Origin of the sequence: Paraburkholderia sp. CNPSo 3281 (assembly GCF_024206515.1) — a bacterium.
GTDB classification, from domain to species: Bacteria; Pseudomonadota; Gammaproteobacteria; order Burkholderiales; family Burkholderiaceae; genus Paraburkholderia; species Paraburkholderia nodosa.
This window is the reverse complement of sequence record NZ_JAMBPS010000006.1, coordinates 182,376-206,526: the sequence shown is the minus strand read 5'-3', so window position 1 is coordinate 206,526 and position 24,151 is coordinate 182,376. Positions and strand designations below refer to the sequence as shown.

The window sequence follows — 24,151 nt, the reverse complement described above, 5'->3', positions numbered from 1 at the left end:
GCCGCTCCTCTCCTGCGCGCGATTGTACCGGCGGCCCGTGTTGGCACGCGTTATGCGGCCTTGGCGGCCTTTGCTCCCGTGTCCAGGCGCTCACGCCGCGCACGTAGCGGCGAGGCAACCGCCCTTGCGGGCACAGCGCGAGATTGCGCGCGAGATCGCGAATGCTGTCGAGGTTCGATTGCAGCTTCTGCGTTTCGGCGAACAGCAATTCGGCCTCGCGCGTAGGCTGCAGGCGGCCGTGCGCGCGGCTGAAGAGCTTGAGGCCCGCGCTGCGCTCCGCATGCGCGAGCACCTTGCTGACCGCGGGCTGCGAAACACATAGCAGCTCGGCCGCCTTGGAGAGCGAGCCGGTGCGCATGATCGCGTGAAAGACTTCGATATGACGTAGACGCATGGGGCGCATGCCGGGCATGCGTACGAGGCTCATGCGCGGCGCGATGAAAGAAAAGCGCAAGGATAGCGCGTTCGGCTGCGCGCTTCGCCTGCAGGTCGACTCAGGCTCTGCTCAAACGCGGAAATCCGCGGCCATGTCGTCGTCGCTGCGCGCGACGATCGCGCCGCTGCGCGCGGCCTTGAGGAACACGTCGTAATCGCGCTCCACCTGGTCGGCATAGCTGAACGCGTAGCCCGTGAGCGCCTCCGCGAACTGGTCGCTGCGGCCAATGTACGAAGCGATTTCGATGGCGGCGCTGCCCGACTTCGCATGCGCGCGCGCGAGCGCCCAGCCGCACAAACGCGCATAGCCGCAGAGCAGCGTGCTGTCGAGCAGTTGGAGATCGACCGAGAGCTTCATGTCGCGCAACTGGCGCACGTAGAAATGACGGCCGTTGGGCCCCGTGGTCCAGCCAAGGAAAATATCGCTCGCCGCCTGCAGCAGCCGCTGGCCGTGGACGACCCGCGCGCCTTCGTGCTTGATCGAAGGCGACTTGAAGTACTGCGAAACGACCGAGCGACGCGCCTCTTTCACCTGCAGGAAGAGCGGCTTCTCGTGATGATCGACGAGCAGCATCACGAGGCAGCGCGTGCCCACGCTGCCCACGCCCACCACCTTGAACACCAGGTCCTGAATCGCGAAGTGATCGAGCAGTTCGCGCCGGTCGGGCGCGAGCGTCTTCGCGTAATCCTCGTACATGGGCCCGATCAACTTGCGCCAGTCGCCAAGCGTGAACCAGTCGTCTTCGGGTTCGAACAGCGTGTTGACGCCGTGCACGTGAAAGAGCGCGGGCGGGGCGTCGTGAATCGTCCAGTGCTCGCCGTCGCGCTCCGCGAGCTTTTCGAGCAGGTTCTCGTGCGTGCGGTTCGCGGCCTTCTCCATGCCACGCCGGATCAGGCGACGGCCTTCGGGCGAGAGCGCGGTTTCGACCATGCGGTCGAAGGTGATTTTTTCGTACCAGAGATCGAGCGCGCCGTACTCCGCGTACTGGCGCAGGCGGTCGCGATAGCTGGTCACGGCCGTCATCACCAGTTCCTCGGCCACGCCGCGCGAGTAGCGCATGTGCCGCGCCGCCACGACGAAGCTCGCCACGAGGCGCTTCACATCCCACTCCCACGGGCCGGGCGCGACCTCGTCGAAGTCGTTGAGATCGAACACGAGCTGACGCTCGGGGGTGGCGAAGGCGCCGAAGTTCAGCAGATGCGCGTCGCCGCAAATCTCCATCGTCATGCCGGTGTTGGGCACGCCCGCGAGGTCGTGTGCCTGGAGGATCGCGCTGCCGCGAAAGAACGTGAAGGGCGAGACGATCATGCGCCCGTAGCGCAGCTGCACGAGGTTCAGCACGCGGCCTTCGCTGCTCGAGCGCAGCAATGCGAGCGGATCGCGCTTGATGGTGCCGGTTTCCTTGTGGCTCGAACGTTTCGAGCGCTCGCGCGCGGCACGCCCGGCCGCCTCGCGATCAGCAACGGTGCTTCCATTCATGACCTTCTCCGGTTCTTGTACGGTCTCGCGCCATCGTGGCGATCCGGGAAATGCGGGGGGATATTTGTCCTGCATGCGCGGCGGCCTTTCGCCCGTGAATGCCTGCCTATTTAAGCGTGGCGCCCCGTTTCGTGCAAGCAAGGTGGCCGCAACCGGCGCCTGGCTGCGCACCATGCGCGCAGCACGCAAGCGCCTGGTGTACCGTGCGCGAAAGATGCGACGCCTGCCTTGCACCCTCGCCACCCCGCCGGACACTTGCCATGAACGTCAAAGTCTACGGAACGCTCGTCGTCGCATCGCTGGTGCTGCTGGTCGGCCAGTGGCTCGTCGCCGCCGTGCCGATCCTGCGCAAATGGACGATACCGGAGCCCGTGGCGGGTGGCATCGTCGCCGCGCTGATCGTGTTCGGACTACACAGCTTCGCGCACATGGACGTGGTCTTCGACACCTCGCTGCAAGCGCCGCTCATGCAAGCGTTCTTCGCCACCATCGGCCTCAATGCGAACCTCGCCAACCTGAAACAGGGCGGCCCTGTACTCGTGCGCTTTCTCGCCGTCGTGGTCGCACTGCTCGTCCTGCAAAACGTGCTGGGCATCGCGCTCGCCATGGCGTTCGGCGTCGATCCGCTATATGGGCTGCTAGGCGGCTCGGTGTCGCTCGCGGGCGGGCACGGGACGGGCGCCGCGTGGGGCGCGGTGTTCACCGAGCATCACGGGCTGCAGTCCGCCACCGAAGCGGCGATAGCGTGCGCCACCTTCGGGCTGATCATGGGCGGCATCCTTGGCGGCCCCGTTGCTCAGCACCTCATGAAGCGCATCGCCGCACAGGCAGGCGATGCAACGCCCGGCGCGGCAACGCCCGACCCGTACGCATTCGAGGAGCCGAAAGCCGAGCAGCCCACCACGCCAGGCGCATTCATCAACACGCTCACGCTCATCGCCATCAGCCTCGCCGTGGGCGAGGCGCTCTCCAGGCTGATCGCGGGCACCGCGTTCGAACTGCCCACCTTCGTGTGCGTGCTGTTCGTCGGCGTGCTGCTCGCCAACGGGCTCTCGCTCCTCGGGCGGCCGGTGGCCGAGCACGCCGTCGCGCTGATCGGCAACGTGAGTCTCGCGCTCTTTCTCGCCATGGCGCTCATGACGCTGCGCCTGTGGGACCTTGCCGCACTCGCGCTGCCCGTGTTCACGATCCTCGCCGCGCAAACGCTGCTCATGGTGGTCTACGCGATCTTCGTAACGTTCCGCGTGATGGGCGCGAACTACGACGCCGTCGTGCTTTCGGCGGGGCACTGCGGCTTCGGCCTCGGTGCAACGCCCACGGCGATTGCGAACATGCAGGCGGTCACCGCGCGCTTCGGCCATTCCCATCTGGCGTTTCTCGTGGTGCCGATGGTGGCCGCGTTCTTCATCGACATTGCCAACGCCATCACCATCAAGCTCTTTCTCATGCTGCCGGTTTTCCATTGAGCGGCAAGGCGGAACGCGCCAGGCGCGCTAGAATGGCGCGAACCACGGCGCGCCGCGCACGGCGCTAACGTTCTTCGAGCGTCATCATGTCCCTCACCGCCTGGCTCTTCTTTCTGCCCGCCTGCTTCGCGCTGAACATGGCGCCGGGGCCGAACAATCTCCTCTCCATCAACGTGGCCGCGCGGCACGGTTTCCTGCGCGCGTTCCTCGGCGGCACAGGCCGGCTCGTTTCGTTCGCCGCCATGATCGCGCTCACGGCCACGGGTCTTGCCGTGGTGCTGCGCGCTTCCGAGGCGGTCTTCTTCGTCATCAAGCTCGCGGGCACCGCTTACCTCGTGTGGCTCGCGGTGCAGCTTTGGCGCAGCGACGCCAACCCCATCGGCGAGAGCATGGATAGCGACGCCTCGCTCGCGCGCCTCGCGTGGCGCGAGTGCCTCGTGGCGGCGGGCAACCCCAAGGCGATTCTCGTTTTCACGGCCTTCCTGCCGCAATTCGTCGATGTCGCCAGGCCCATCGCGCCGCAGTTCGGCGTGCTCGGTGCAAGCTTTCTCGTGCTCGAATGCGTGGCCATCGCGCTCTACTCGCTCGCCGGCATGTACCTCGGCCGCTGGCTCACACGCACCGCCGTGCGCCGCTGGTTCAATCGCACCTGCGGCACATTTCTCGGCCTGATCGGCGTGAGTTTTCTGCTCGTGCGGCGCGCCTGAACAGCCTCGTCACGCGCCCTTCATCCATAAGTATCTCTTGATGATTTTCGCGAGAAACTTTAACTGTCGTTAATCGACAGCGCCCCCTATGCTCAAACCATCGTCCGGGGCTCGTGGCGAGCGGGCAGCTTTTCCCCGACGCTCGCACATCGCCCTGCGGACAAGCGGTTTTCAACGTCATTGGGGTTTCAACATGAAGATCTGCATCTTTGGAGCGGGCGCCATTGGAGGCATGATGGGCGTGCAACTCGCACGCGCAGGCGCCGAGGTGAGCTTCGTCGCCCGCGGCCCGCATCTGGCCGCCATGCGCGAGAACGGCGCACGCCTGCTGATGGACGGTGAGGAGTACGTGGCGAAGGTGCGCTGCACGTCCGATCCGCGCGAACTGGGCGTGCAGGACGTCGTCATCATTACGCTCAAGGCGCATTCGGTGGCGGGCGTGATCGACGCGATGCAGCCGCTCCTCGGCAAGCACACAGCCATCGTCACGGGCACCAACGGCATTCCCTACTGGTACTTCTACCAGCATGGCGGCAAGTTCGCGGGCACGCGGCTCGAAAGCATCGACCCGAGCGGCGCGCAATGGAACCGACTCACGCCCGAGCGCGCGATTGGCTGCGTGCTCTATCCGGCCGCCGAAATCGACGCGCCTGGCGTGATCCGCCACGTGTACGGCAAGAAGTTTCCGATTGGCGAGCCTTCGGGCGAGCGCACGCCGCGCATCGTCCAGCTTCATGAAGCCATGCAGGCCGCCGGGTTCGATGCGCCGATCCGCGAAAACATCCGCGACGAAATCTGGCTCAAGCTGTGGGGCAATCTCTGCTTCAACCCGATCAGCGCACTCACGCACGCCACGCTCGATGTCATCACCAGCGACCCGGCCACGCGTGCCGTAGCGCGCACGATGATGCTCGAGGGCAAGCGCATTGCCGAGCGGTTCGGCGTGAACTTCCGCGTGGATGTGGAACGTCGCATCGACGGCGCGGGCGCGGTGGGCGCGCACAAGACCTCGATGCTCGTCGACCTCGAAACCGGCCGGCCGATGGAGATCGATCCGCTGATCACGGTCGTGCAGGAGATGGGCAGCCTGGTTGGCGAGCCGACGCCGGCCATCGACACCGTGCTTGCCTTGGTCAAGCAGCGTGAGCGGATGGCGATGCAGCCGGCGTAAGACACGACGAAGGGCGGCGCGTGCGCCGCTTTTTTTCTGCGTCGGTTCTCGGTGCTGGAAAAACAAAAACGGATCGCTTCGAGCGATCCGTTTTGCTTTCCAGAAGAAGGAAACGCGCGCTATTCGACGCGGGCGTGGGTCCGGGTCACCTGAAGCGGCGGCGGCGTATCGGCGCCGCGCAACGCGACGCGCATCGGCGCGCCGTTCGAGCCACGCATCGGCGAGCCGTCGATGGACGTTTCCGGCAGCGCGTCGCTATCCGGCGATGAGGCCTCTGCGTCAGAACCGTCCGCCACTGCCCCGTCCGCGACTGGCCCGTCCGGCATGAACTGCGACCACGCGGCCTGGGCACAGGGCCGCAGCGAACGATGGCGACGCCGCACGAGCATCGTCGTCACGTGGACGACGGGATGCAGCAAACGCGTAACGAGCGCCCCCGCGGGCGCGGGCCAGTGACACGTTGCGTGCGCAACGTCGCCCGCACGATGCGCATGCCCCCCGCGCGCGCCGTCCACGCACACCGGCAACACGCCGATGCCCATGCCGAGCTGCGCCATGCGTGCCACGCCCGCCACGTGCGCGAACTCCTGTAGCGGCCTCCCCTCAGGCCGCAGACCGTCCAGCGCCCGCATCACCGCGCCGCGGCAACCGGCGTCGCGATTGAGCGTGACGAGCGGTTCGCGCGCGAGATCGTCCCATCGCAGCGCCCCCTGTAGCGCAAGCGGATGGTGGGCGGGCAAGAGCGCGCAAAGCGGCGTGGCCGAGAGCGGCTGCACATCGAGGTTCCCGCTCGCGAACGGCACGCTTTCCGCGATCACGCCGAAGTCGGCCTCGCCCTGCTCGACCGCCTGCAGCACGGCCGCCTGCGGCAAGTCCTGCAGTTGCAGTCTGAGCGAAGGAAAAGCCGCTGCGCAGCGCGCGAGCGCGGCGGGCACCCAGGTCGACGAGAGCACCGGGTTGCTCGCCACGAGCACCACGCCGCTATGTGCCTGATGCGCGTCGCGACCCTCGTTGAGCGCCATATCGATCTCGTCGAGCAAGCGGCCGATGCGCCGCTCGAAGCCGCTGCCCGCGAGCGTGAGCTCGACCTGGCGCGTGGTGCGGTCGAACAGCTTGAGTTCGACGGCTTCCTCCAGTTCGCGCACGCAGCGGCTCACGGCCGACTGCGTGAGCCCGAACTCGCGCGCGGCGCGCGTGAAGCTGCGCGCCCGCGCCACCGCGACGAACACCTTGAGTTGCTGGAGCGATACGTTCATCGACATGGCGGGCCCGCGCGCCTCATTCGCCGCTTTGGTTGGACCAGTGCGGCAACCCTGCGCCGGTATTCGTGGCCAGCGTGACGTTGGACTCGTTGCTCGCGTCACTGCTGGCTTCGCTGCTCTGCTCGATCAGACGCTTGCGCATCGGCGCGAGGAAGAACTTGGCGCTCACGCCCGCCGCGATCGTGATGACGGCCGCCGCGATGAACACCGCGCTCCAGCCGCCCGTGGCAGACAGCACCGAGGCCACCGGCACGAGCAGCGCTGCCGTGCCCTTGGCGGTGTACAGCGTGCCGGCATTCGAGGCGGCGTACTTGCTACCGAAGGTGTCCGCGCAGATGGCCGGGAAGATCGAGAAGATCTCGCCCCAGAACAGGAAGATGAGCGCCGCGAAGGTCATGAACGCATACGGATTCGTGCCGAACTGCATCATGCCGAGCAGCGCGAGCCCTTCGCCCACGAAGATCAGGAACATCGCGTTCTCACGGCCGATCTTGTCGGAGATGAAGCCGCACAGCGGACGCGTAAAGCCGTTGCAGATGTTGTCGATCGACAGCGTGAGCGTGAGGAGCGGCAGCGTCATGCCGAACACCGTCATCGGAATGCGGGCGAGGCCCCAGTCCTTGGCGATCGGCCCGATCTGCGCCGTTGCCATCAGGCCGCCAGCGGCCACCGCGACGAAGCAGATGTAGATCACCCAGAATACCGGCTGCTTGATCATCTGCCCCGGCGTGTAGTCGACGCGCGAGACGAGACGGCGGCCCGCCACGGCGACGGGGCGCGTCACGGGCTTCACGAGCAGGAACGAGAGCACGAGAATCGACACGCCCTGGAGCACGCCAAAGAAGAAGAACGCGTGCTCGTAGCCGGAGCGCGTGATCATGTTCGCAATCGGAATCACCGTCACGGCGGCGCCGGCGCCGAAGCCCGCGGCCGTGAGGCCCGCGGCGAGGCCGCGGCGGTCCGGGAACCACTTGAGCGCGTTACCCACGCAGGTGCCGTACACGCCGCCCGCGCCGATGCCCGCGATCACGGCCGACACGTAGAGCATCGGCAGCGTCGTGACGTAGGAGTTGATCACCCAGGCGAGGCCTGCGCAAACCGCGCCGGCCGCCACGACAGGACGCGGGCCGAACTTGTCGACGAGCCAGCCTTCCACCGGCACGAGCCAGGTCTCGGTCAGAATGAAAATCGAGAACGCCAGTTGAATCTCCGCCTGGCCCCAGTGGTGGCGCGAGTTCATCGGCGCGACGAACAGCGTCCATGCGTATTGCAGATTGGCAACGAGCGCCATGCATAGCATGCCCACCACCAGTTGAAACCAGCGGTTCGTCCAGAACGGACCGCTCTCGCTCCTCTGACCGATTGCATTCATATCGCTTGTCTCCGCTATCTATTCATTGCAGCCTGCATGATTACGGGTCTGCATAAATTGAGGCTTATGGTTTTAACTTTTCACTCCGCCACGCTGTGTTTTTTATTCGCCGGCTGAATCAAAAATCCAAATGACAATTCGTCAATCCTCATTCACCCTGGCATTACGTCAGGCCCCTGAAACATCGTTAAACAAGGGCTTTTCTACGTGTTGTCCCTTATGAAATCGTATTTCCGAGCGTTAACCCGCACGTGGCTTCGAGCGTTTTGCGCGGCATTCGGACTCCTTTCAACTTATGCTAGGGTGATTGCTGAATTACTCACAATTAAAGTTTGTTATTATGTGGATTCAGTATCCTTTATGGTTCGGCCATGACGATGCGAAACGCCACGCTGCGCCAGCTCAAGGTCTTCGAGACCGTGGCGCGCCACCTCAGTTTTTCGCGTGCTGCGGAAGAGCTGCATCTCACCCAGCCGGCCGTTTCTACGCAGGTTCGGCAGCTCGAAGATCACGCAGGCCTGCCGCTCTTCGAGCAGCTCGGCAAGAAGATCTATCTCACGCCCGCGGGCACGGAGATGCTTCACTACAGCCGCTCGATCATGCAGCAGTTCCACGAAGTGGACGAGGCGATGGGCCAGCTAAAAGGCGTCTCGGGCGGCAAGCTCAACGTCGCCGTCATTAGCGCCGGCGATTACTTCTTTCCGCGCCTGCTGGCCGAGTTCACGCGCCGCTACAAGGGCGTCGCGCTCAATCTCTCCGTGCACAACCGCGAGCAGCTGCTCCAGCAGCTCGCCACCAACCAGACCGATCTCGCCGTGATGGTGCGACCGCCCCACGCGACCGACGCCATCAACGAGCCGTTTGCGCCCCACCCGTACGTGATCGTTGCGGCGCCCACGCATCCGCTCGCCAACAAGCGCGCCATCAAGCTCAGCACGCTCGCCAATGAGGCGTTCATCGTGCGCGAGCGCGGCTCGGACACATGGAACTCGATGGAAGAAGGCTTCGCCGGGAAGATCACGAACCTCAAGATCGCCATGGAAATCCAGAGCACCGAGACGATCAAGCAGGCCGTGATCGCGGGCATGGGCATCGCCTTTCTTTCGGCGCACACCATCAGCCTCGAATTGCAGGTCGGTCACCTCACCGTGCTCGACGTCGAAGGCTTCCCGGTCATGCTCAACTGGTACGTCGTGCACCGGAAAAACAAGCGGCTGCCGCCCGTCGCGCTCGCGTTCAAGCGTTTCCTCATGGAGGAAGGCGCGGCGCTCATCGAGAACATTACAAAAGTGTCAGAATCGAGCTTGCATAAGTAAGGTTTGATGGTTTTGCCGCAAACCATCAGGCTTGACTAATCGTTCGCGTCGTGTTGCGCGTTCTGTTGTTTTTCCCTGTCCGGCAGATGGTCGATACGACGTCAATGCGGCCCTTGCCGCTGACGCAGCGCGCCGCCCCGGCTGCGCCGCCGCCGTGGCAAGTCCTGCGACGCGTGATGACCCGCGCGCCCCGCGCCGCCGTGCGGCGTGTCGCTCGCGGCCAGCCAGGCGGGTTCGAACGCGCCGCCGCCACAGGCCGCGACCAGCAACTCGTCCGGCACACCCACAAAGCTTGCATTGAATGTCGCGATGAAGGGCTCGCGGGGCGGTGACGCCTCGATGGCGCCCGTGCGCGCGAGCCGCGGTCGCCGGGCGCCGCTCATGAGCCGCGCGCCCAGCGCCGCGCACAACACGCTCGCCGCGACCAGCACGGAGATTTCGAATTCGGGCGACGCACGCGCGCTCAGGAATCCATAGCCGAGCGCCGCGCCTAGCAGCAGCGCGACGACATGCATGACGCGGTCGCCGCGGCCGAACGGCACGCGCCTGCGCACCGCGCCACTCGCTTGCGCGCCACGGCTGAACAGACTCAGCGCGCCGCCGATCAGCAGTGCGCCGGTCGCCGCCGCGACGAGCAGCGCCATACGCTCGCCAGGACTACGCCCAGGCTGCAACACATAGCCAACGAACGCGCCGATCAATGCACTCGCGCCCGCTACACCACCCACCAGCGCCGCCGTCCGCGCGCGCCGCGTGAGGTCACGCCGGCTCGCAAGGCACAAACCGCCCAGTACGCCGGCTTCGACCGCGACCGTGGCATCGGGCGCATGCATCCAGGCCGCCGCGATCACGCCGGGCGGCACGGTCAGTAGCAATGCGAACGAAACGGCGAAGGCGAGCCGATGCTTGTGCGGCGCACCAGCCCGCCTGGCGCAGCGCGGCGCGGCGCGAGAACGCGACGACGGCCACGCACGCACCGGCGCAAGCGCGGCCAATTGTGCAAATGCACAGCCGAGCCATGCGAACAGCGCGCCAGCGCCCAGCCACGCCAGGCCGCCAGCCAGTTGCTCCGGCATCTCTCCTCCTCGCGCGGCATTGCTGCCGCGCGCGTCTTTGGTTTTACGCCGTCAAGCCGCGCCCTCTACGGCAGCGAGCGACTCGATTTGCGCCGACGCGGCGCCCAGCACATTGCTCAACGTACCGATCCCTTCAATGGTGACTTCGACCGTTGCGCCATCAACGATCGAGCCTACGCCGAGGGAGGTGCCACACGCAATCACGTCGCCCGGTTCGAGCGTCAGGTCCTGCGAAATGAGGCTCACCTGCTGTGCCGGCGAAAACACCATGTCGTCGAGCGGATAATTCTGCCGCTCCACGCCATTGAGTTTCGTGACGACCCGTGCGCGCTGCCAGTCGAACCCCGAAACGATCGCCGGGCCCAGACAACAGAACGTATCGAAACCTTTGGCGCGGCACCATTGCGGGAAGTGCGGATTCTCGGTGATGAGGCCCGCAGCCGTGACGTCGTTGACGATCGTGTAGCCGAAGATCGCCGACCCTGCTTCTTCGACGCTCGCATCGCGGCAGCGCTTGCCGATCACGATGCCGAGCTCGCCTTCGAAGACGATTTTTCCCGCATAGTGGGCAGGACGCCGAATCAATTCCGCAGAGCCGATCACCGAAGCCGCCGGCTTGATGAGAAAAAGCGGGTGCGAGGGCACCGGTTTTTCGAGTTTCGCGGCGAGCGCGTGAAAATTGTTCCAGAGCGCGACGACCTTGCCGGGCGCACAGGGCGCGAGCGGCGTGAGCGCGCGCAGCGACAGCACCGCGCCAGTGGGCACCGGCTGATCAAGCCCTTCGTATTCGTGCAGGTAACCGTTCTCGACGCGGCCGAACACGATGCTGCCGTCGCTCGCCATCAAACGCATCCACGTTTCCATGTTTCGCTCCTTCGTTTCAAACGGCGCCAGAAGCGCGCAGCAAGTGGATCTCGTCCTTCGTGTAGCCGAATTCGGCGAGCACTTCGTCGGTGTGTTCGCCCAGCATCGGCGAGCGCGTGACTTCGGTCGGGCTGTCCGAGAGCTTGATCGGGTTGCCCACCGTGAGGTACTTGCCGCGCACCGGGTGATCCACCTCGACGATCGTGCCGCTCGCGCGCAGCGATTCGTCGCTGGCGATCTCCTTCATCGAGAGAATCGGGCCGCACGGAATGTCGTAGCGATTGAGCACGGCCATCGCGTCGAACTTCGTGCGATGCATGGTCCAGTGCTCGATCTCGTCGAAGATCGCCTTCAGGCGCGGCAGGCGCGCGTTCGGCGTGGCGTAGTCCGGGTCGTCGATCCACTCCTCGCGCCCGATCAGCTTGCAGATGCGGTCCCAAACGGGTGCCTGGGCGATGAAATAGATATAGGCGTTCGGATCGGTCTCCCAACCCTTGCACTTGAGAATCCAGCCCGGCTGGCCGCCGCCCGACGCATTGCCGGCGCGCGGCACCGCCTCGCCGAAGCCGTCGTTGGGATACTGCGGGTACTCCTTCATGACGCCGGTGCGCTCGAGCCGCTGCTGGTCGCGCAGCTTCACGCGGCACAGGTTGAGCACGCCGTCCTGCATGGCCGCGAGCACCTTCTGGCCGCGCCCCGTGTGCGTGCGCTGATAGAGCGCCGTGACGATGCCGAGCGCGAGATGCAGGCCCGTGCCGCTGTCACCGATCTGCGCGCCGGAGACGACCGGCGGGCCGTCGTCGAAGCCCGTCGTCGACGCCGCGCCGCCTACGCACTGCGCGACGTTCTCGTAGACCTTGCAGTCCTCGTACGGGCCGGGGCCGAAGCCCTTCACCGAGGCGACGATCATGCGCGGGTTCAGCGTCTGTATGCGTTCCCAGCTGAAGCCCATGCGCTCGAGCGCGCCGGGCGCGAAGTTTTCGACCAGCACGTCGCAGTCGCGAATGAGCCGCTCCAGCACGCGTTTGCCTTGCGGGTTCTTCGTGTCGAGCGTGAGCGAACGCTTGTTGCCGTTGAGCATCGTGAAGTAGAGGCTGTCCGCGTCCGGCAAGTCGCGCAACTGCTCCCGCGTGATGTCGCCGGCGCCTACGCGCTCTACCTTGATCACGTCCGCGCCGAACCAGGCAAGCAGTTGCGTGCAGGTGGGTCCCGACTGCACGTGCGTGAAATCGAGGATGCGCACGCCGTTCAATGCCTTGCCCATGTCATGTCTCCTTATCTAATCGTGGCCGGGCGAGTTTTCGAAAATCGGTGGGGTTGCGTGGGCAGAGGCGTTTCGCGCGATGGCGCTTCATCTGCGTCCTTGAGCAATACGGTATGTGATATATCAGTGCGAGGCAAGAGGGGAATTGCCCATCGGGAATGCCACTAGAATCGCGCCGAAGCCTTATCCATCATGGTTTTGGCGCAAGTCCGACGGTGTTGATGCGGCGCACACAAGGGAAAACCCCGAGCATTTGCTGCGTCTGATATTCCAGATTCCGTGTGAAGGATGGCTGTAGGGACCGCGATTTGGTCAGGGATGCCAGGAGTTGATGCGCATAAAGTCGGCTGACGGAGGCGTTCAGCCGACGCGTGATGAATGGGCGTGATAGGACGTAAACGCAAAACGGGAGACCTGAAGGTCTCCCGTTTTGCGTTGAGTTCGCAGCGCTAGCCGTCCGCCTCAATCCAGGAAATCGCAGTTCTTCTCGACGTAGACCGCTAGATCGAGCGAATGCTGGCGCACAAGCTTTTCCGCCAGCTCGGTGTCGCGCTTCTCCAGCGCCTCGATAATGCGCAGATGGTCGACGATCGAGCGCGAAGCCCGGTCACTCTGCGAAATCGTCATGCGGCGAATGGCGCGCACGTGCACAAAGATGTTCTTGATGGTGTCGAGGATGATCTGCGAGCGCGAAAGCTCGACGATCGCCTGGTGGAACGCGATGTTGGCGTCCGAGTACTCGGCGATGTGTTCGGCGGGCGTGCTGTCGCGGAAGTCGTCGAACATGTGGCGCAGCCGCGCGATTTCCTCGTCGGTGGCGTGGATCGTGGCAAGGCGCGCGGCCATGCTTTCGAGCGCGGCCCACATCTGGATCATCTCCACGATCTCGCGCTTGCTCTTGCGCACGATGTAGATGCCGCGGCGCGGCACCATGCGCAGGAAGCCTTCCTGTTCCAGCAGCGTCATGGCCTCGCGCACCGGCGTGCGGCTCACGCCGAGCGATTCGCTCAGCACGCGCTCGTCAAGCCGGATTTCCTCGCGCGACTGGTAGATGTCGGCGTCGGCAATGGCCTGGCGCAGCATGGCATAAGCCTGATCGCGCAGGCTCAGTGTGGCGTTGATGGGCTGCAGCGCCAGCTTGAGCGGCGCCGCTTCCCGGCTTGCTACAACTTCAGTTTGTTCTGACGACATTGATTACCTCTTTTCCGACCTGCGGACGGATTCGCGGACCGAATTGTGCACGACGAACGGCCCTGGCGCGCGGTGCTTCGCCCAAACCAGCGTACCGGCCATGCTGCGCGGCCTGCTCGATGGCAGATTGCGGCAGCCACCTGGCGATCATGACCGTAGCAGCTGCACCCAGACCCACGACCGCGGCACCGAACAGTGCGAGAGAAACGAAATCCATTTGAAACTCCGCATGATTGAGTAATCGAATAACTCAATCATATGCTGCGTCGCGACAAAAATCAATATTCTGTATGTGATATATCACATACAGTCGTTTCCCTACCACACTTCGATGCTTCGCGGGCTTATCAGGGGTGCGCTCCCACATTGTGGGCACGGTCGAGCGGATATCCATGAAAAACAACCCATCCTAGTGAGAAACCGGTGCTGCCCGCAAGGGGCTATGCCCGCGAAGGGCACGATCGCCTCATGCAAAGGTGCAAACGAGACTCGCGCGCAACACTAACTACGCCTGCCAGTGCCATTTAAGCATTTCAGATTGACAGCGCTGCAAGGCACCCCGCACACTCGACCCATGCACACTTCCGCCACCCGCCTCGTCATCGCAAACACGATGAATCATCCGTGGAAAACCCATACGGGTAGCCCATGGGGATGGTGTGCGTACTAGCAGTCTGTTGTCACGCAAATCACAAGCCCCGCCGGCATCGACGGGGCTTTTTGTTTTTCTGGGTGACAGCGCTCCGTTCGTCGGCTCCAAAAACTGGAGAAAACGATGGATGACGCTTTTCAGGCAGCTTCACTGACCGCTTCACAACCCGCCCCACAGCCCGCTCTGCACTCCGTTGCGGACGCAACCGAGCGCTTCGACGATCCGTTGCCCGCACAATCGATCCACTTCGCCGTGCCGCCCATGCGCACACTCACCTGGCGCGTGAACGCGTCGGCCGCGCTGCGGGTTCAGGCGGCCCAGGTGTGGGTCACGCGCGCCCGCTCGCCCTACGATCACTGGCTGCAACCGGGCGAGACGCTTCGGCTCGAGCGTGGCGAGCGCATCTGGCTCAGCACCGAGGCCGCCTTGCCGGCGCGCGTGAGCATCACGAGCGCCTGGCAGCCGCCGTTTGCGGGCGTACGGCGCGGTATGGAGCGCCTCGCCGCCTGGCTTGCGCTGCTCACGCTGCGGCGTTCACGCGAGGCGTGATGCGCGAAGCCCTGGCGCTTGACGCGCTTTGAGCCGAAGCCAGAGCCGCAAACGCCAAAACGCCGGATGCGCCGCCCCAACTGGCGCATCCGGCGTCGTATATCGAGGCGCGAATTCAGAACTTGTGCCGCAGCCCGAGGTTCACGATGGTCTGATTCGACGTCCCCGCGTAACCGTACGAACCGACCGACGCCTCGGCCGGCATCGAGCCGCCCGTGCCGTTGCCGGTATCGCCGCTCGCATGCTGCCAGGCCGCCGTCATGTAAAGGTCCGTACGCTTCGAAAGGCTGTAATCCGCGCCGAGCGACACCTGGTTGTAATTCGCCGACGTATCGCCATTGGCGTGCGTGTAGCTGTAGCCGATGCCGAGCAGCAGCGCGGGGCTCAGCTGATAGTTCATGAAGCCCTGGCCGGTGTTGTACTTTTGCGTCTCGCGGAACACCGAACTCGCATCAGGCGAGTAGCGCGCGTTGCTGTAGCCGAGGCCGAAGGTGAACTGGCCGAGCTGATACTGCGCCGCCGCGCGCGCAATGGTGAGCGAGTGTGCCGTGGCGTAGCCGGAGTTGATCGGGCCGTCGAAGGTGCCGTCCGAGGTGCTCGTCCAGCCGCCGGTGCGGATGCCGTTCACGGCCTGACTGTTCGCTGCGTAGAAGTAGCCGCCTGCCAGCGCGAGCGGACCGTTGGTGTAGTTGACCGCCGCCGAGTACGACTGTTCGGCGCCTGTCGAGCCCGCAATGCCGCCAAACGAGTACATCGCCGCAGCCTGGAGGCCGCTCCATACGGGCGTGGTGTACTTGACGGCGTTGTTCACGCGGAAGCTGTTGTCGTAGTTGTCGACGTCGCCGGGCGTTGCGAACACGGAGCCGAAATAGTTGTCCGCCGTGATGCCCTGCACGAGGTCGATGAGCGGGTCATACTGCCGCCCGAGCGTGAGCGACCCGTACTGCTCGGCCGTCAAGCCCACGTATGCCTGTCGGCCGAACAGCCTGCCGCCCTGCGCGAGCGCGCCCGTGGACGGGTTGAAGCCGCTTTCCAACTGGAAGATCGCCTTGAGGCCGCCGCCGAGATCTTCGGCCCCTTTCAAACCCCATCGCGAGCCGGAGAGATTGCCGAAGCTGCTGTTGCCAAGCGTCCAGAGGTTCTTGCTGCCGTCGGCGTGGTTGACGTAGGTAATCGAGGTGTCGATGGTGCCGTACAGCGTCACGCTGGTCTGTGCCTGAGCCGTGCCGGCAACCCCGAGCGCGGCCAGCGAAAGGGAAGTCAAGGCTAGTCTTTTCACGTCATTCTCCCGGCGCAGTAAAACAACTCTTGACCAAAGCAGACTAACTCTCCCGCCGAGCATTGTAAAAGGATTAAACAAGCTGTCTCGAATTAGTGACAGCGATTTCAGGAAGCGCCTGGCTAACAACTAAAACATGAGCTCCGGCTGCGCAACAACGCCCGAGGCGACTGCCTGCAACGCCCGCCACGCAAGGGTTTCGACGAAACGGCCCGATCGGCCGCGTGTTTCAGCATGCGATCAGCGCCCGCCCATTACTCATAACTTAACGATTACCTTGCCGTTCAATTCACTTGTTAATCAGGCTTTGCAAACATCAATCATCAAAAGATGATTCCCCAATTAAATCCATTAGTTACGACGCGCTTTCGCACCCAATTGATCCGCACCCAATAGCAGTTTCTTGCACCGGGGCGTCAACCGCCGGGTAGTCCTATGCGTTTGCTGAGCTTAACTAGTCCTTTCCGAACGATTACGATTCGGCTGGATTTTCCGGTTCGCAGCGCGAGGTGCGCGAGAACCGGCCTCGAAACAACGTGAACGCAAAACGCGAATACACACGATGTCACCGCCGGGGAAGCTGTAACAGTCGATACGGCGACATCGCAGAGAGCCACCAGACCGATCCATGTCTCAATCGCATTCTTCGCGCGCGGCGCGCGCCCTCGCGGCGCTGCGCCGCCGTGCCGATGCCCTGCACCTGCCGCGCTTTGTCGCGCCGGTGTTGGCACTCGGCATCTGCGCGCTGCTGCTGGTCGTGTTCCAGCACCTCTCGCGCACGGTCGACTACCACTCGGTGATCCGCCAGCTCTGGACGCTCACGCCGGCGCAATGGATCGGCGCGCTCGCCGCCACGGCCGTGAGCTTCGTCGCGCTGGTCGGACGCGACGCCGTAGGCCTGCGTTACCTCGGCGCACGAGTCTCGCGCGGCGCGCTGTGGGCCGGCGCGATCGCTGGCTCCGCGCTCGGCAACGTCACCGGCTTCGGCGCGCTCACGGGCGGCGCCGTGCGCTGCCGCGTGTATGGCGGCGCGGGCGTCACCGCCGCGCAGATCGGCCGCATGACGGTGTTCACGAGCGTCACGCTCGCCCTCGCCCTCGTGCTCATGACCGCGCTCGGCATGGTCGGCGCCGCCGGCACACTCTCCGGTCTGCTGCATCTCTCGCCCGACGAGCTGCGCCTGATCGGCGGCGTGGTGCTCGGCTGCGGCGCGGCAATGGTCATCCTTTGCCCACCAGGCGCGCGCGAGATCGAGCCGTTCGGCCGCACCTGGCTGCGCTTTTCGGTGCCGGCACGGCGCGACCTCGTCGCGCAGCTGCTGCTGGCCGCGCTCGACGTGGTCGGCGCCGGGCTCGCGCTGTGGTCGGTCATGCCGCATGCGCTCCTCGGCTTCACCGACTTCCTCACCGTATATTGCGCCGCCATGCTGCTCGGCCTGATCGGCCACACGCCCGGCGGCATCGGCGTGTTCGAAGCCGCGATGGTCTACGCGCTCGGCCCGAGCGTGCCCACCTCCAAGGTGCTTGCTGCGCTGCTCGCCTATCGCGCGATCTACTTCGGCGCGCCGCTCGCGCTCGCCGCGGCGGTGCTCGCCGTATTCGAGGGCCGCGCGCTCAAGACACCGCTCAGCGCGCGCTTTGCGAAGCGCGGCGCCGACGGCGTCTCGCAGCTCGCGCCGCTGTTCCTCGCCATCGTGACCTTCGTGACCGGCAGCATGCTCGTGATCTCGGGCGCCACACCCGCGTTCTCCAAGCGCATCGCGCTGCTGCAAACCATCGTCCCGCTCTGGGTGCTCGAAAGCTCGCAGCTGATGGGCAGCCTCTTCGGCGTGTTGCTCCTCTTCGTCGCGCGCGGTCTGCTGCGGCGCCTGGACGCCGCCTGGTGGCTCGCGCTCGTGATCGCCATGGCCAACCTCGCGCTCTCGCTCGCCAAAGGCCTCGCCTTCGTCGAAGCGGGCGTACTGTGCGTGCTGATCGTGCTGCTCCTCGGCACGCGCAAGCGCTTCAATCGCCACTCGTCGATGTTCTCCGAGCGCTTCACGCCGGCCTGGCTCGCTTCGGTCGGCTGCGTAATCGCGCTCGCCGTGTGGGTGCTGCTGTTCGCCTTCCGCGACGTGCAGTACTCGCAAAGTCTCTGGTGGCAATTCGCCTTCCACAGCCGCGCCCCGCGCGCACTGCGCGCCACGCTCGGCGCCGGCGTGTTCGCCGCCGCGCTCGCGCTGTGGCAATTGCTGCGCCCCGCCGCCGGTCGCTTCGTGATGCCCCCGAGCGAAGACCTCGAAGAGGCCGCGCGTATCGTGCGCGCGCAGGAACGCAGCGACGCGGGCCTCGCGCTGATGGGCGACAAGAGCTTCCTCTTCTCCGCCTCGCGCAAGGCGTTCCTCATGTACGCGAAGCGCGGCCGCACGTGGGCGGCGCTGCACGACCCGGTCGGCCCGCGCGAAGAGTGGCCCGCGCTGATCCGCGAATTCGTCACACTCGCCCACGCGCACAACGGCCGCGCGGCGTTCTACCAGGTGCGCGCCGACGCGCTGCCGCTCTATCTCGACGCCGGCCTCACGCTGATGAAGCTCGGCGAGGAAGCGCGCGTGATGCTGCAGGAATTCGACCTCAAGGGTCCGCAGCGCGCGCACCTGCGCTACGCGCTCAAGCGCGGCGAACGCGATGGCTTTTCGATCGAACATATCGAGCCCACGCAGATGGGCGCGAGCCTGCCAGTGCTGCGCGCGATCTCCGACGCCTGGCTGCAGGACCGCGAAGCGCGCGAAAAGAGCTTTTCGGTGGCCGCATTCGACGACGACTATCTCGCCGCGCAGTCCGTGTTGCTCATCCGCCAGAACGACGAGCCGCTCGCCTTCGTCACTTTCATGACGACCGATCTGAACACCGACGCAACGGTGGGCGTCATGCGCCATTTGCCGGGCGCGTCGCCCTACGCGATGGAGTATCTGTTCACGCAGCTCGCGCTGCATCTGAAGGCCGCCGGCTACCAGTCGCTCTCGCTCGGCATGGCGCCGCTCTCGGGCATGGGTCCCTCGCCGCTCGCTTCGTCATGGCACCGGCTCGCGGGCTTCATCTGGCGCTTCGGCGGCCGTTTCTATAACTTCCGGGGGCTGCGCGGCTTCAAGAACAAGTTCGCGCCGCGCTGGGAACCACGCTATCTGGCCGCCTCGGGCTCGATCAGCGTGTTCATCACCCTCGCCGATCTATCGCTGCTGGCAGGAGGCTGGCGCTCATGACATTCCGTATTCCCAGGCTGCCGCGCATTGCAGGCACGGCAGCGGGCGCCGCCGTGCTCGCGTTTTTCACGGCTCACGCCAACGCCGCTTCGATGCCCGCCTCGACGCCCGCTTCCGCCGCGACGATGCACGTTTCCGGCGGCCGTTATGGCGAAGTCGCGGTGACGAAACCGAGTGGCACGATGCGCGGCTTCACCGTGCTGTTCTCGGCGGACCCGCACTGGAGCGCCGCCGACCAGACGCGCGCCGACGCGCTCGCGCAGCATGGCGCTCTCGTCGTCGGCGTGGATACGGAGCGCTATGCGCAGAACCTCGCCGCCGTGAAGAACGAGACCTGCCACAAGCTCTACAGCGACGCAGAAGCGCTGAGCCACCAGCTCGAACGCCAGCTGGGGTCCAGCGAGTACTACGCGCCGATCGCCATCGGCAGCGGCGAAGGTGCACTCATCGCACAGCGCATGCTCTCGCAGGCGCCCGCGAACACGATGGCGGGCGCCGTGTCGCTCGACCCTGCCGCGATGCTCGACGTGCGCTTCGCCCCCTGCCCGGCGGACCCCACACTCTCGCGCGGCAATGGCCTGCCCGGTTTCTTCGAGAAGGGTGTGACGACGAAAGATGCGCGCGCAACCCGTTCTGGTGCACCGCGTGCCTTCGCCGCCGGCGTTGCCGACGCCGACAAGATCGTTGCGCTCACCTCGAATCACCTGCGCGTCGCGACGGAAAGCGAAGAGGACGTGTCGGACCTGCCGCTCGTCGAACTGCCCGCGGCGCATCCCACCGACATGCTCGCGGTGGTGATCTCGGGCGACGGCGGCTGGCGCGATCTCGACAAGACGATTGCAGAAGCGCTGCAAAAGCAGGGCATTTCGGTGATCGGCTGGGATGCGCTGCGTTACTTCTGGAGCGAAAAGACGCCCGAGCAAACAAGCCACGATCTCGCCCGCGTGCTGAAGACCTACGGCTCGCGCTGGCATGCGCAGCACATCGCGCTGGTGGGCTACTCGTTTGGCGCGGACGTGATGCCATTCGCCTACAACCGTCTGCCCGACGCGTTGCGCGCGAAGGTGTCGTACATGTCGCTGCTCGGCTTCGCGCCGGACGCCGACTTCCAGGTCCGCGTGACGGGCTGGCTCGGCATGCCCGCCAGCGACAAGGCACTGCAGGTGCGCCCGGAACTCGCGAAGGTGCCGCCTTCGATCGTGCAATGCGTGTATGGCGCGGGCGAGAAAGACACGCTGTGCCCGGCGCTCGTGAATACCGGCATCGACGTCGTGAAGACGAACGGCGATCACCACTTCGACGGCGACTACAACGCGCTCGCGGGGAAGATCATCGCGGGCTGGAAGAAGGAGATCGCGGCGCGGGGGTGAGGGAGCGAGCCGCCCCTCACTTCCTCCCCACGAGATACTGCACGCCCTGCGGCCCGTAGCGCTCGGCGTGCGGCAGGTTGGCGGCGAGATGAAACACGTCGCCGGCCTTGTAGTGCCGCTCCTCGTCGCCCACGCGGATGTGCAGTTCGCCCTCGATGACCAGCGCCTTCGCTTCGAACGGATGCGAATGGACCTCCATGACGCCGGCTTCGCGCGTCACGACGACGGGCTCGGGAAAGCCTTCCTCGACCAGGCTGCGGATGAATGTTTCGCGCTGCATGATTCGTCTCCTCGATCGACGGCGTCGACCCGCCGGCAGCCAGTTTGGCACGCGCACTGAGGCGCTGCACGACTTCGCTTCCTGCCTGGCCGCCAACTCGCGCGCAATAATGCCGGTCAACCTTTCACTCAAATCAATCTGAAAGGTTTTAGAAAAATCCCCCTTACATTACCAAAATCTTTCAACCATAACGACGTCACATGTCGCGATTTCCGCTATCTCGCGCATGCCTCAGCCCGCCCGGCCTAGCCGGCGGGCTTTTTTTTCGGGCGCCGGCAGCATCGGCCGAAAGCTTTCAAGAACCATACTCATCAATACCCAGAGCTAGTAGAAGCCCTGAGATCTCTTCCGCTTGTCTTCATTGATATATCACATATTGTGTAAATGACTGTCAGCTAAACGACAGAAATCGTGACTGCGATCCGGGCGAATTCCGCCCCTCGCAGATGGCCACTCATTCGAAGAAACCGGAGACACACATGGAGCATCGGCAAGGAGGGGCGTCGCGATTCGCGTCGCCGTGGACGCAACTCGTGTTCGGCGTCATCTGCATGGCGATGATCGCCAACATGCAGTACGGCTGGACGCTGTTCGTCAATCCGATCAACGAGAAGTACCACTGGGGGCGCGCCGCGATTCAGGTCGCGTTCACGATCTTCGTCGTCACCGAAACCTGGCTCGTGCCCGTGGAAGGCTGGCTCGTCGACAAGTACGGGCCGCGTCCAGTGGTCGTGGCCGGCGGGCTGTTGTGCGCGGTTGCCTGGGTGCTCAATTCGGTCGCCGCGACGCTGCCCGTGCTCTATATCGCGGCCGCAATCGGCGGGCTCGGTGCGGGAGCCGTCTATGGCACGTGTGTCGGCAATGCGCTCAAATGGTTTCCGAACCGGCGTGGGCCTCGCGGCCGGCATCACGGCGGCGGGCTTTGGTGCGGGGTCGGCGGCGACCGTCGTGCCGATCGCCAACATGATCAAGAGCAGCGGATACGAGTCCACCTTCCTCTGGTTCGGTCTGGGGCAGGGGATCGTCGTGCTCGTGCTCGGCTTCGCACTCAGCGCGCCCGCCTCGCACGGCGTCGCCGCGGCGAAACGCGCCATCGGGCAAATGGGACACGCGGCGAAGCAGCTTGCGCGGGGCGCGAGCGCCGTCTACAACGCGAGCCCGCGCGAGGTGGTTGCGTCGCCCATCTTCTGGGTGATGTACGCCATGTTCGTGATGATGGCCGCAGGCGGTCTGATGGCGACCGCGCGGCTCGGCCCCATCGCGAAGGATTTCGGCCTGCACGACGTGATCACCGCTGCAACCGGCAGCTGGCACGCGGTATTCATGCTCGTCCAGGACTGACCCGTCTTATCTCGCGAAACCATAAAAAAACGCCGGCGTGAGCCGGCGTAAAGAGAGACTGCACTAAACCTTTGCTCAGGCAACCACCGGCGCCGCCTTCGCGTCCTCTTCCTGCTCCACGGAGGAGCGGATCAGGTAATCGAATGCGCCGAGCGATGCCTTCGCACCTTCGCCCACGGCGATCACGATCTGCTTGAACGGCACGGTCGTCACGTCGCCCGCGGCGAACACGCCCGGCACCGACGTCTGGCCCTTCGCGTCCACTTCGATCTCGCCGTGCTTCGACAACGCGACCGTGCCCTTAAGGAACTCGGTATTCGGCACGAGGCCGATCTGCACGAACACGCCTTCGAGTTCGAGATGACGCTTCTCGCCCGACGTGCGTTCGAGCCAGGCGAGACCCGTGACCTTCTGGCCATCGCCGGAAATCTCCGTGGTTTGCGCGTTCACGTGCACCGTGACGTTCGGCAGGCTGCGCAGCTTGCGTTGCAGCACTTCGTCCGCACGCAGTTGCGCGCCGAATTCGAGCAGCGTGACATGACTCACGATACCGGCCAGGTCGATCGCCGCTTCCACGCCCGAGTTGCCGCCGCCGATCACCGCGACGCGCTTGCCCTTGAAGAGCGGACCGTCGCAGTGCGGGCAGTAGGCCACGCCCTTGTTTTTGTACTGCTGCTCGCCCGGCACATCGACATTGCGCCAGCGCGCACCCGTGGCGAGCACCACGCTCTTCGCGCGCAGCGTCGCGCCGCTTTGCGTGCGCACTTCGAAGCCGTTGCCCGTGGGCACGAGCGCCTCGGCGCGCTGCAGATTCATGATGTCGACGTCATAAGCGCGCACGTGCTGCTCCAGCGCCGTGGCAAACTTCGGCCCTTCCGTTTCCGTGACCGAGACGAAGTTCTCGATCGACATCGTGTCGAGCACCTGGCCGCCGAAGCGCTCGGCGAGCACGCCGGTGCGAATGCCCTTGCGCGCCGCGTAAATCGCAGCCGCAGCGCCTGCGGGGCCGCCGCCGACAATGAGCATGTCGAAAACATCCTTCTGGTTCAGCTTCTCGGCGGCGCGCGACGATGCGCCGGTGTCGAGCTTCGCGAGAATCTCTTCCACGCCCATGCGGCCCTGGCCGAACACTTCGCCGTTCAGGTAGAGGGTCGGCACGGCCATGATCTGGCGCTTCTCGACTTCGTCCTGATACAGCGCGCCGTCGATGGTGACGATCTGCACGTTCGGGTTCAGCGCGGCCATCGCGTTGATCGACTGCACGACTTCCGGGCAGTTCTGGCACGAGAGCGACATATAGACTTCGAACGAGAACACGCCGTCGAGCGCCTTCACCTGTTCGATGGTGTCGTTCTCGAGCTTGACGGGGTGGCCGCCCACCTGGAGCAGCGCCAGCACGAGCGACGTGAATTCGTGGCCCATCGGGATGCCCGCGAACGTGACCTTCACGTCGGAGTTCGCGCGCTTGATGTCGAACGAAGGAGTACGCGCGTCGCCGGCTGCGGCGCCACGGCGTTCTTCGTAGGCGATGCGATTCGAGAGCGATGCGATGTCCTGCAGCAGCTGCTGCAGTTCTTGCGACTTCTCGCCATCGTCCAGGTACGCAACGATCTCGATCGACTGCGTGACTTTTTCGAGGTAGCTTTTGAGTTGATCTTTGAGGTTGGCGTCGAGCATGGCTTTTTTTCCGGCTAGAGAAGAAGCGGGGGAATTCTAAGTATTGCCTGGCAATTTCGCCGTTCCGCCTATGGCGTCGCGAACAGGGCACCCGGGCCGCGGCCGCGTGGACGCGGCCCGGGCATACAGCTAGTCAGACTTCGGCGTCATGCGATCAGGGC

General features: G+C 64.9%; 18 protein-coding genes and 2 pseudogenes. 8 read left to right on the top strand and 12 right to left on the bottom strand.

All coding sequences use genetic code 11. The annotated features are described in order from the left end of the window. Nucleotides 1-115 precede the first annotated feature (115 nt). A pseudogene (locus M3I56_RS09840) lies at nt 116-394 on the bottom strand (LysR family transcriptional regulator); the annotation flags it as partial. A 111-nt stretch (nt 395-505) separates the two neighbouring features. Beyond that, nucleotides 506-1,915 carry a DUF2252 domain-containing protein gene (locus tag M3I56_RS09835; protein ID WP_254353630.1) on the bottom strand — a complete coding sequence of 470 codons (1,410 nt, stop codon included), beginning with the start codon at nt 1,913-1,915 and terminating at the stop codon, nt 506-508. Nucleotides 1,916-2,175: 260 nt separating this feature from the next. Here M3I56_RS09835 and gltS point away from each other — a divergent pair, with 260 nt between their 5' ends. From gltS to M3I56_RS09820, 3 genes are all read left to right on the top strand, one after another. After that, on the top strand, nt 2,176-3,381 hold the full coding sequence (gltS, locus tag M3I56_RS09830) for a sodium/glutamate symporter (RefSeq protein WP_254353629.1): 1,206 nt from the start codon (nt 2,176-2,178) through the stop codon (nt 3,379-3,381). Nucleotides 3,382-3,467: 86 nt separating this feature from the next. Further along, a complete protein-coding gene (locus tag M3I56_RS09825) occupies nt 3,468-4,088 on the top strand; it encodes a LysE family translocator (protein WP_254353628.1) in 621 nt (206 codons plus the stop codon). 193 nt (nt 4,089-4,281) lie between these two features. After that, nucleotides 4,282-5,259, top strand: a complete 978-nt coding sequence (locus M3I56_RS09820) for a 2-dehydropantoate 2-reductase (RefSeq protein ID WP_254353627.1) — start codon at nt 4,282-4,284, stop codon at nt 5,257-5,259. 119 nt (nt 5,260-5,378) lie between these two features. On the opposite strand, the gene M3I56_RS09815 is transcribed toward M3I56_RS09820, so the two are convergent. Together M3I56_RS09815 and oxlT (M3I56_RS09810) are read right to left on the bottom strand one after the other, a co-directional pair. After that, the gene (locus tag M3I56_RS09815; protein WP_254353703.1) at nt 5,379-6,515 is read right to left on the bottom strand and encodes a LysR family transcriptional regulator; all 1,137 of its coding nucleotides are present in this window, start codon (nt 6,513-6,515) and stop codon (nt 5,379-5,381) included. A 22-nt stretch (nt 6,516-6,537) separates the two neighbouring features. After that, entirely contained in the window at nt 6,538-7,893 is a 1,356-nt protein-coding gene (gene oxlT / locus M3I56_RS09810; protein WP_254353626.1) for an oxalate/formate MFS antiporter, read from the bottom strand. A 371-nt stretch (nt 7,894-8,264) separates the two neighbouring features. Between oxlT (M3I56_RS09810) and M3I56_RS09805 the strand changes: the two genes are divergently transcribed. Continuing rightward, the gene (locus tag M3I56_RS09805; RefSeq protein WP_028202712.1) at nt 8,265-9,209 is read left to right on the top strand and encodes a LysR family transcriptional regulator; all 945 of its coding nucleotides are present in this window, start codon (nt 8,265-8,267) and stop codon (nt 9,207-9,209) included. Between the two features lie 101 nt (nt 9,210-9,310). On the opposite strand, the gene M3I56_RS09800 is transcribed toward M3I56_RS09805, so the two are convergent. The 5 genes from M3I56_RS09800 to M3I56_RS09780 all read right to left on the bottom strand — a co-directional run bounded on the left by M3I56_RS09800 (nt 9,311) and on the right by M3I56_RS09780 (nt 13,821). After that, nucleotides 9,311-10,285: a hypothetical protein gene (locus tag M3I56_RS09800; protein WP_254353625.1), complete on the bottom strand. Its 975-nt coding sequence runs from the start codon at nt 10,283-10,285 to the stop codon at nt 9,311-9,313. Nucleotides 10,286-10,336: 51 nt separating this feature from the next. After that, on the bottom strand, nt 10,337-11,149 hold the full coding sequence (locus M3I56_RS09795; protein WP_254353624.1) for a fumarylacetoacetate hydrolase family protein: 813 nt from the start codon (nt 11,147-11,149) through the stop codon (nt 10,337-10,339). Between the two features lie 16 nt (nt 11,150-11,165). Next, nucleotides 11,166-12,413: a formyl-CoA transferase gene (gene frc / locus M3I56_RS09790; RefSeq protein WP_028202715.1), complete on the bottom strand. Its 1,248-nt coding sequence runs from the start codon at nt 12,411-12,413 to the stop codon at nt 11,166-11,168. Between the two features lie 462 nt (nt 12,414-12,875). Next, nucleotides 12,876-13,604 (bottom strand): GntR family transcriptional regulator, encoded by a 729-nt coding sequence (locus M3I56_RS09785; protein WP_133185668.1) that lies wholly within the window; start codon nt 13,602-13,604, stop codon nt 12,876-12,878. Then, a complete protein-coding gene (locus M3I56_RS09780) occupies nt 13,585-13,821 on the bottom strand; it encodes a hypothetical protein (RefSeq protein WP_081771534.1) in 237 nt (78 codons plus the stop codon). The genes M3I56_RS09785 and M3I56_RS09780 overlap by 20 nt, the downstream gene beginning before the upstream one ends. A 558-nt stretch (nt 13,822-14,379) precedes the next feature. Between M3I56_RS09780 and M3I56_RS09775 the strand changes: the two genes are divergently transcribed. Further along, entirely contained in the window at nt 14,380-14,805 is a 426-nt protein-coding gene (locus tag M3I56_RS09775) for a DUF2917 domain-containing protein (RefSeq protein WP_254353623.1), read from the top strand. 115 nt (nt 14,806-14,920) lie between these two features. Here M3I56_RS09775 and M3I56_RS09770 read toward each other — a convergent pair whose 3' ends face one another. Then, the gene (locus M3I56_RS09770; RefSeq protein WP_254353622.1) at nt 14,921-16,084 is read right to left on the bottom strand and encodes a porin; all 1,164 of its coding nucleotides are present in this window, start codon (nt 16,082-16,084) and stop codon (nt 14,921-14,923) included. A gap of 628 nt (nt 16,085-16,712) precedes the next feature. Between M3I56_RS09770 and mprF the strand changes: the two genes are divergently transcribed. Together mprF and M3I56_RS09760 are read left to right on the top strand one after the other, a co-directional pair. After that, the gene (mprF, locus tag M3I56_RS09765; RefSeq protein ID WP_254353621.1) at nt 16,713-19,322 is read left to right on the top strand and encodes a bifunctional lysylphosphatidylglycerol flippase/synthetase MprF; all 2,610 of its coding nucleotides are present in this window, start codon (nt 16,713-16,715) and stop codon (nt 19,320-19,322) included. Nucleotides 19,323-19,414: 92 nt separating this feature from the next. After that, complete coding sequence (locus tag M3I56_RS09760; protein ID WP_254353702.1) at nt 19,415-20,692, top strand: virulence factor family protein; 1,278 nt, start codon at nt 19,415-19,417, stop codon at nt 20,690-20,692. Nucleotides 20,693-20,708: 16 nt separating this feature from the next. Here M3I56_RS09760 and M3I56_RS09755 read toward each other — a convergent pair whose 3' ends face one another. After that, nucleotides 20,709-20,972 carry a cupin domain-containing protein gene (locus tag M3I56_RS09755; RefSeq protein WP_254353620.1) on the bottom strand — a complete coding sequence of 88 codons (264 nt, stop codon included), beginning with the start codon at nt 20,970-20,972 and terminating at the stop codon, nt 20,709-20,711. 479 nt (nt 20,973-21,451) lie between these two features. Between M3I56_RS09755 and oxlT (M3I56_RS09750) the strand changes: the two are divergent. After that, a pseudogene (gene oxlT / locus M3I56_RS09750) lies at nt 21,452-22,256 on the top strand (oxalate/formate MFS antiporter); the annotation flags it as partial. Between the two features lie 132 nt (nt 22,257-22,388). Here oxlT (M3I56_RS09750) and ahpF read toward each other — a convergent pair. After that, nucleotides 22,389-23,990: an alkyl hydroperoxide reductase subunit F gene (ahpF, locus tag M3I56_RS09745; protein WP_254353619.1), complete on the bottom strand. Its 1,602-nt coding sequence runs from the start codon at nt 23,988-23,990 to the stop codon at nt 22,389-22,391. Nucleotides 23,991-24,151: the final 161 nt, after the last annotated feature.

Coding starts and splice junctions, on each gene's coding strand:
- M3I56_RS09835 (WP_254353630.1), bottom strand. CDS start 1,915: ATGAATGGAAGCACCGTTGCTGATCGCGAGGCGGCCGGGCGTGCCGCG.
- gltS (WP_254353629.1), top strand. CDS start 2,176: ATGAACGTCAAAGTCTACGGAACGCTCGTCGTCGCATCGCTGGTGCTG.
- M3I56_RS09825 (WP_254353628.1), top strand. CDS start 3,468: ATGTCCCTCACCGCCTGGCTCTTCTTTCTGCCCGCCTGCTTCGCGCTG.
- M3I56_RS09820 (WP_254353627.1), top strand. CDS start 4,282: ATGAAGATCTGCATCTTTGGAGCGGGCGCCATTGGAGGCATGATGGGC.
- M3I56_RS09815 (WP_254353703.1), bottom strand. CDS start 6,515: ATGAACGTATCGCTCCAGCAACTCAAGGTGTTCGTCGCGGTGGCGCGG.
- oxlT (WP_254353626.1), bottom strand. CDS start 7,893: ATGAATGCAATCGGTCAGAGGAGCGAGAGCGGTCCGTTCTGGACGAAC.
- M3I56_RS09805 (WP_028202712.1), top strand. CDS start 8,265: ATGACGATGCGAAACGCCACGCTGCGCCAGCTCAAGGTCTTCGAGACC.
- M3I56_RS09800 (WP_254353625.1), bottom strand. CDS start 10,285: ATGCCGGAGCAACTGGCTGGCGGCCTGGCGTGGCTGGGCGCTGGCGCG.
- M3I56_RS09795 (WP_254353624.1), bottom strand. CDS start 11,149: ATGGAAACGTGGATGCGTTTGATGGCGAGCGACGGCAGCATCGTGTTC.
- frc (WP_028202715.1), bottom strand. CDS start 12,413: ATGGGCAAGGCATTGAACGGCGTGCGCATCCTCGATTTCACGCACGTG.
- M3I56_RS09785 (WP_133185668.1), bottom strand. CDS start 13,604: ATGTCGTCAGAACAAACTGAAGTTGTAGCAAGCCGGGAAGCGGCGCCG.
- M3I56_RS09780 (WP_081771534.1), bottom strand. CDS start 13,821: ATGGATTTCGTTTCTCTCGCACTGTTCGGTGCCGCGGTCGTGGGTCTG.
- M3I56_RS09775 (WP_254353623.1), top strand. CDS start 14,380: ATGGATGACGCTTTTCAGGCAGCTTCACTGACCGCTTCACAACCCGCC.
- mprF (WP_254353621.1), top strand. CDS start 16,713: ATGTCTCAATCGCATTCTTCGCGCGCGGCGCGCGCCCTCGCGGCGCTG.
- M3I56_RS09760 (WP_254353702.1), top strand. CDS start 19,415: ATGCCCGCCTCGACGCCCGCTTCCGCCGCGACGATGCACGTTTCCGGC.
- M3I56_RS09755 (WP_254353620.1), bottom strand. CDS start 20,972: ATGCAGCGCGAAACATTCATCCGCAGCCTGGTCGAGGAAGGCTTTCCC.
- ahpF (WP_254353619.1), bottom strand. CDS start 23,990: ATGCTCGACGCCAACCTCAAAGATCAACTCAAAAGCTACCTCGAAAAA.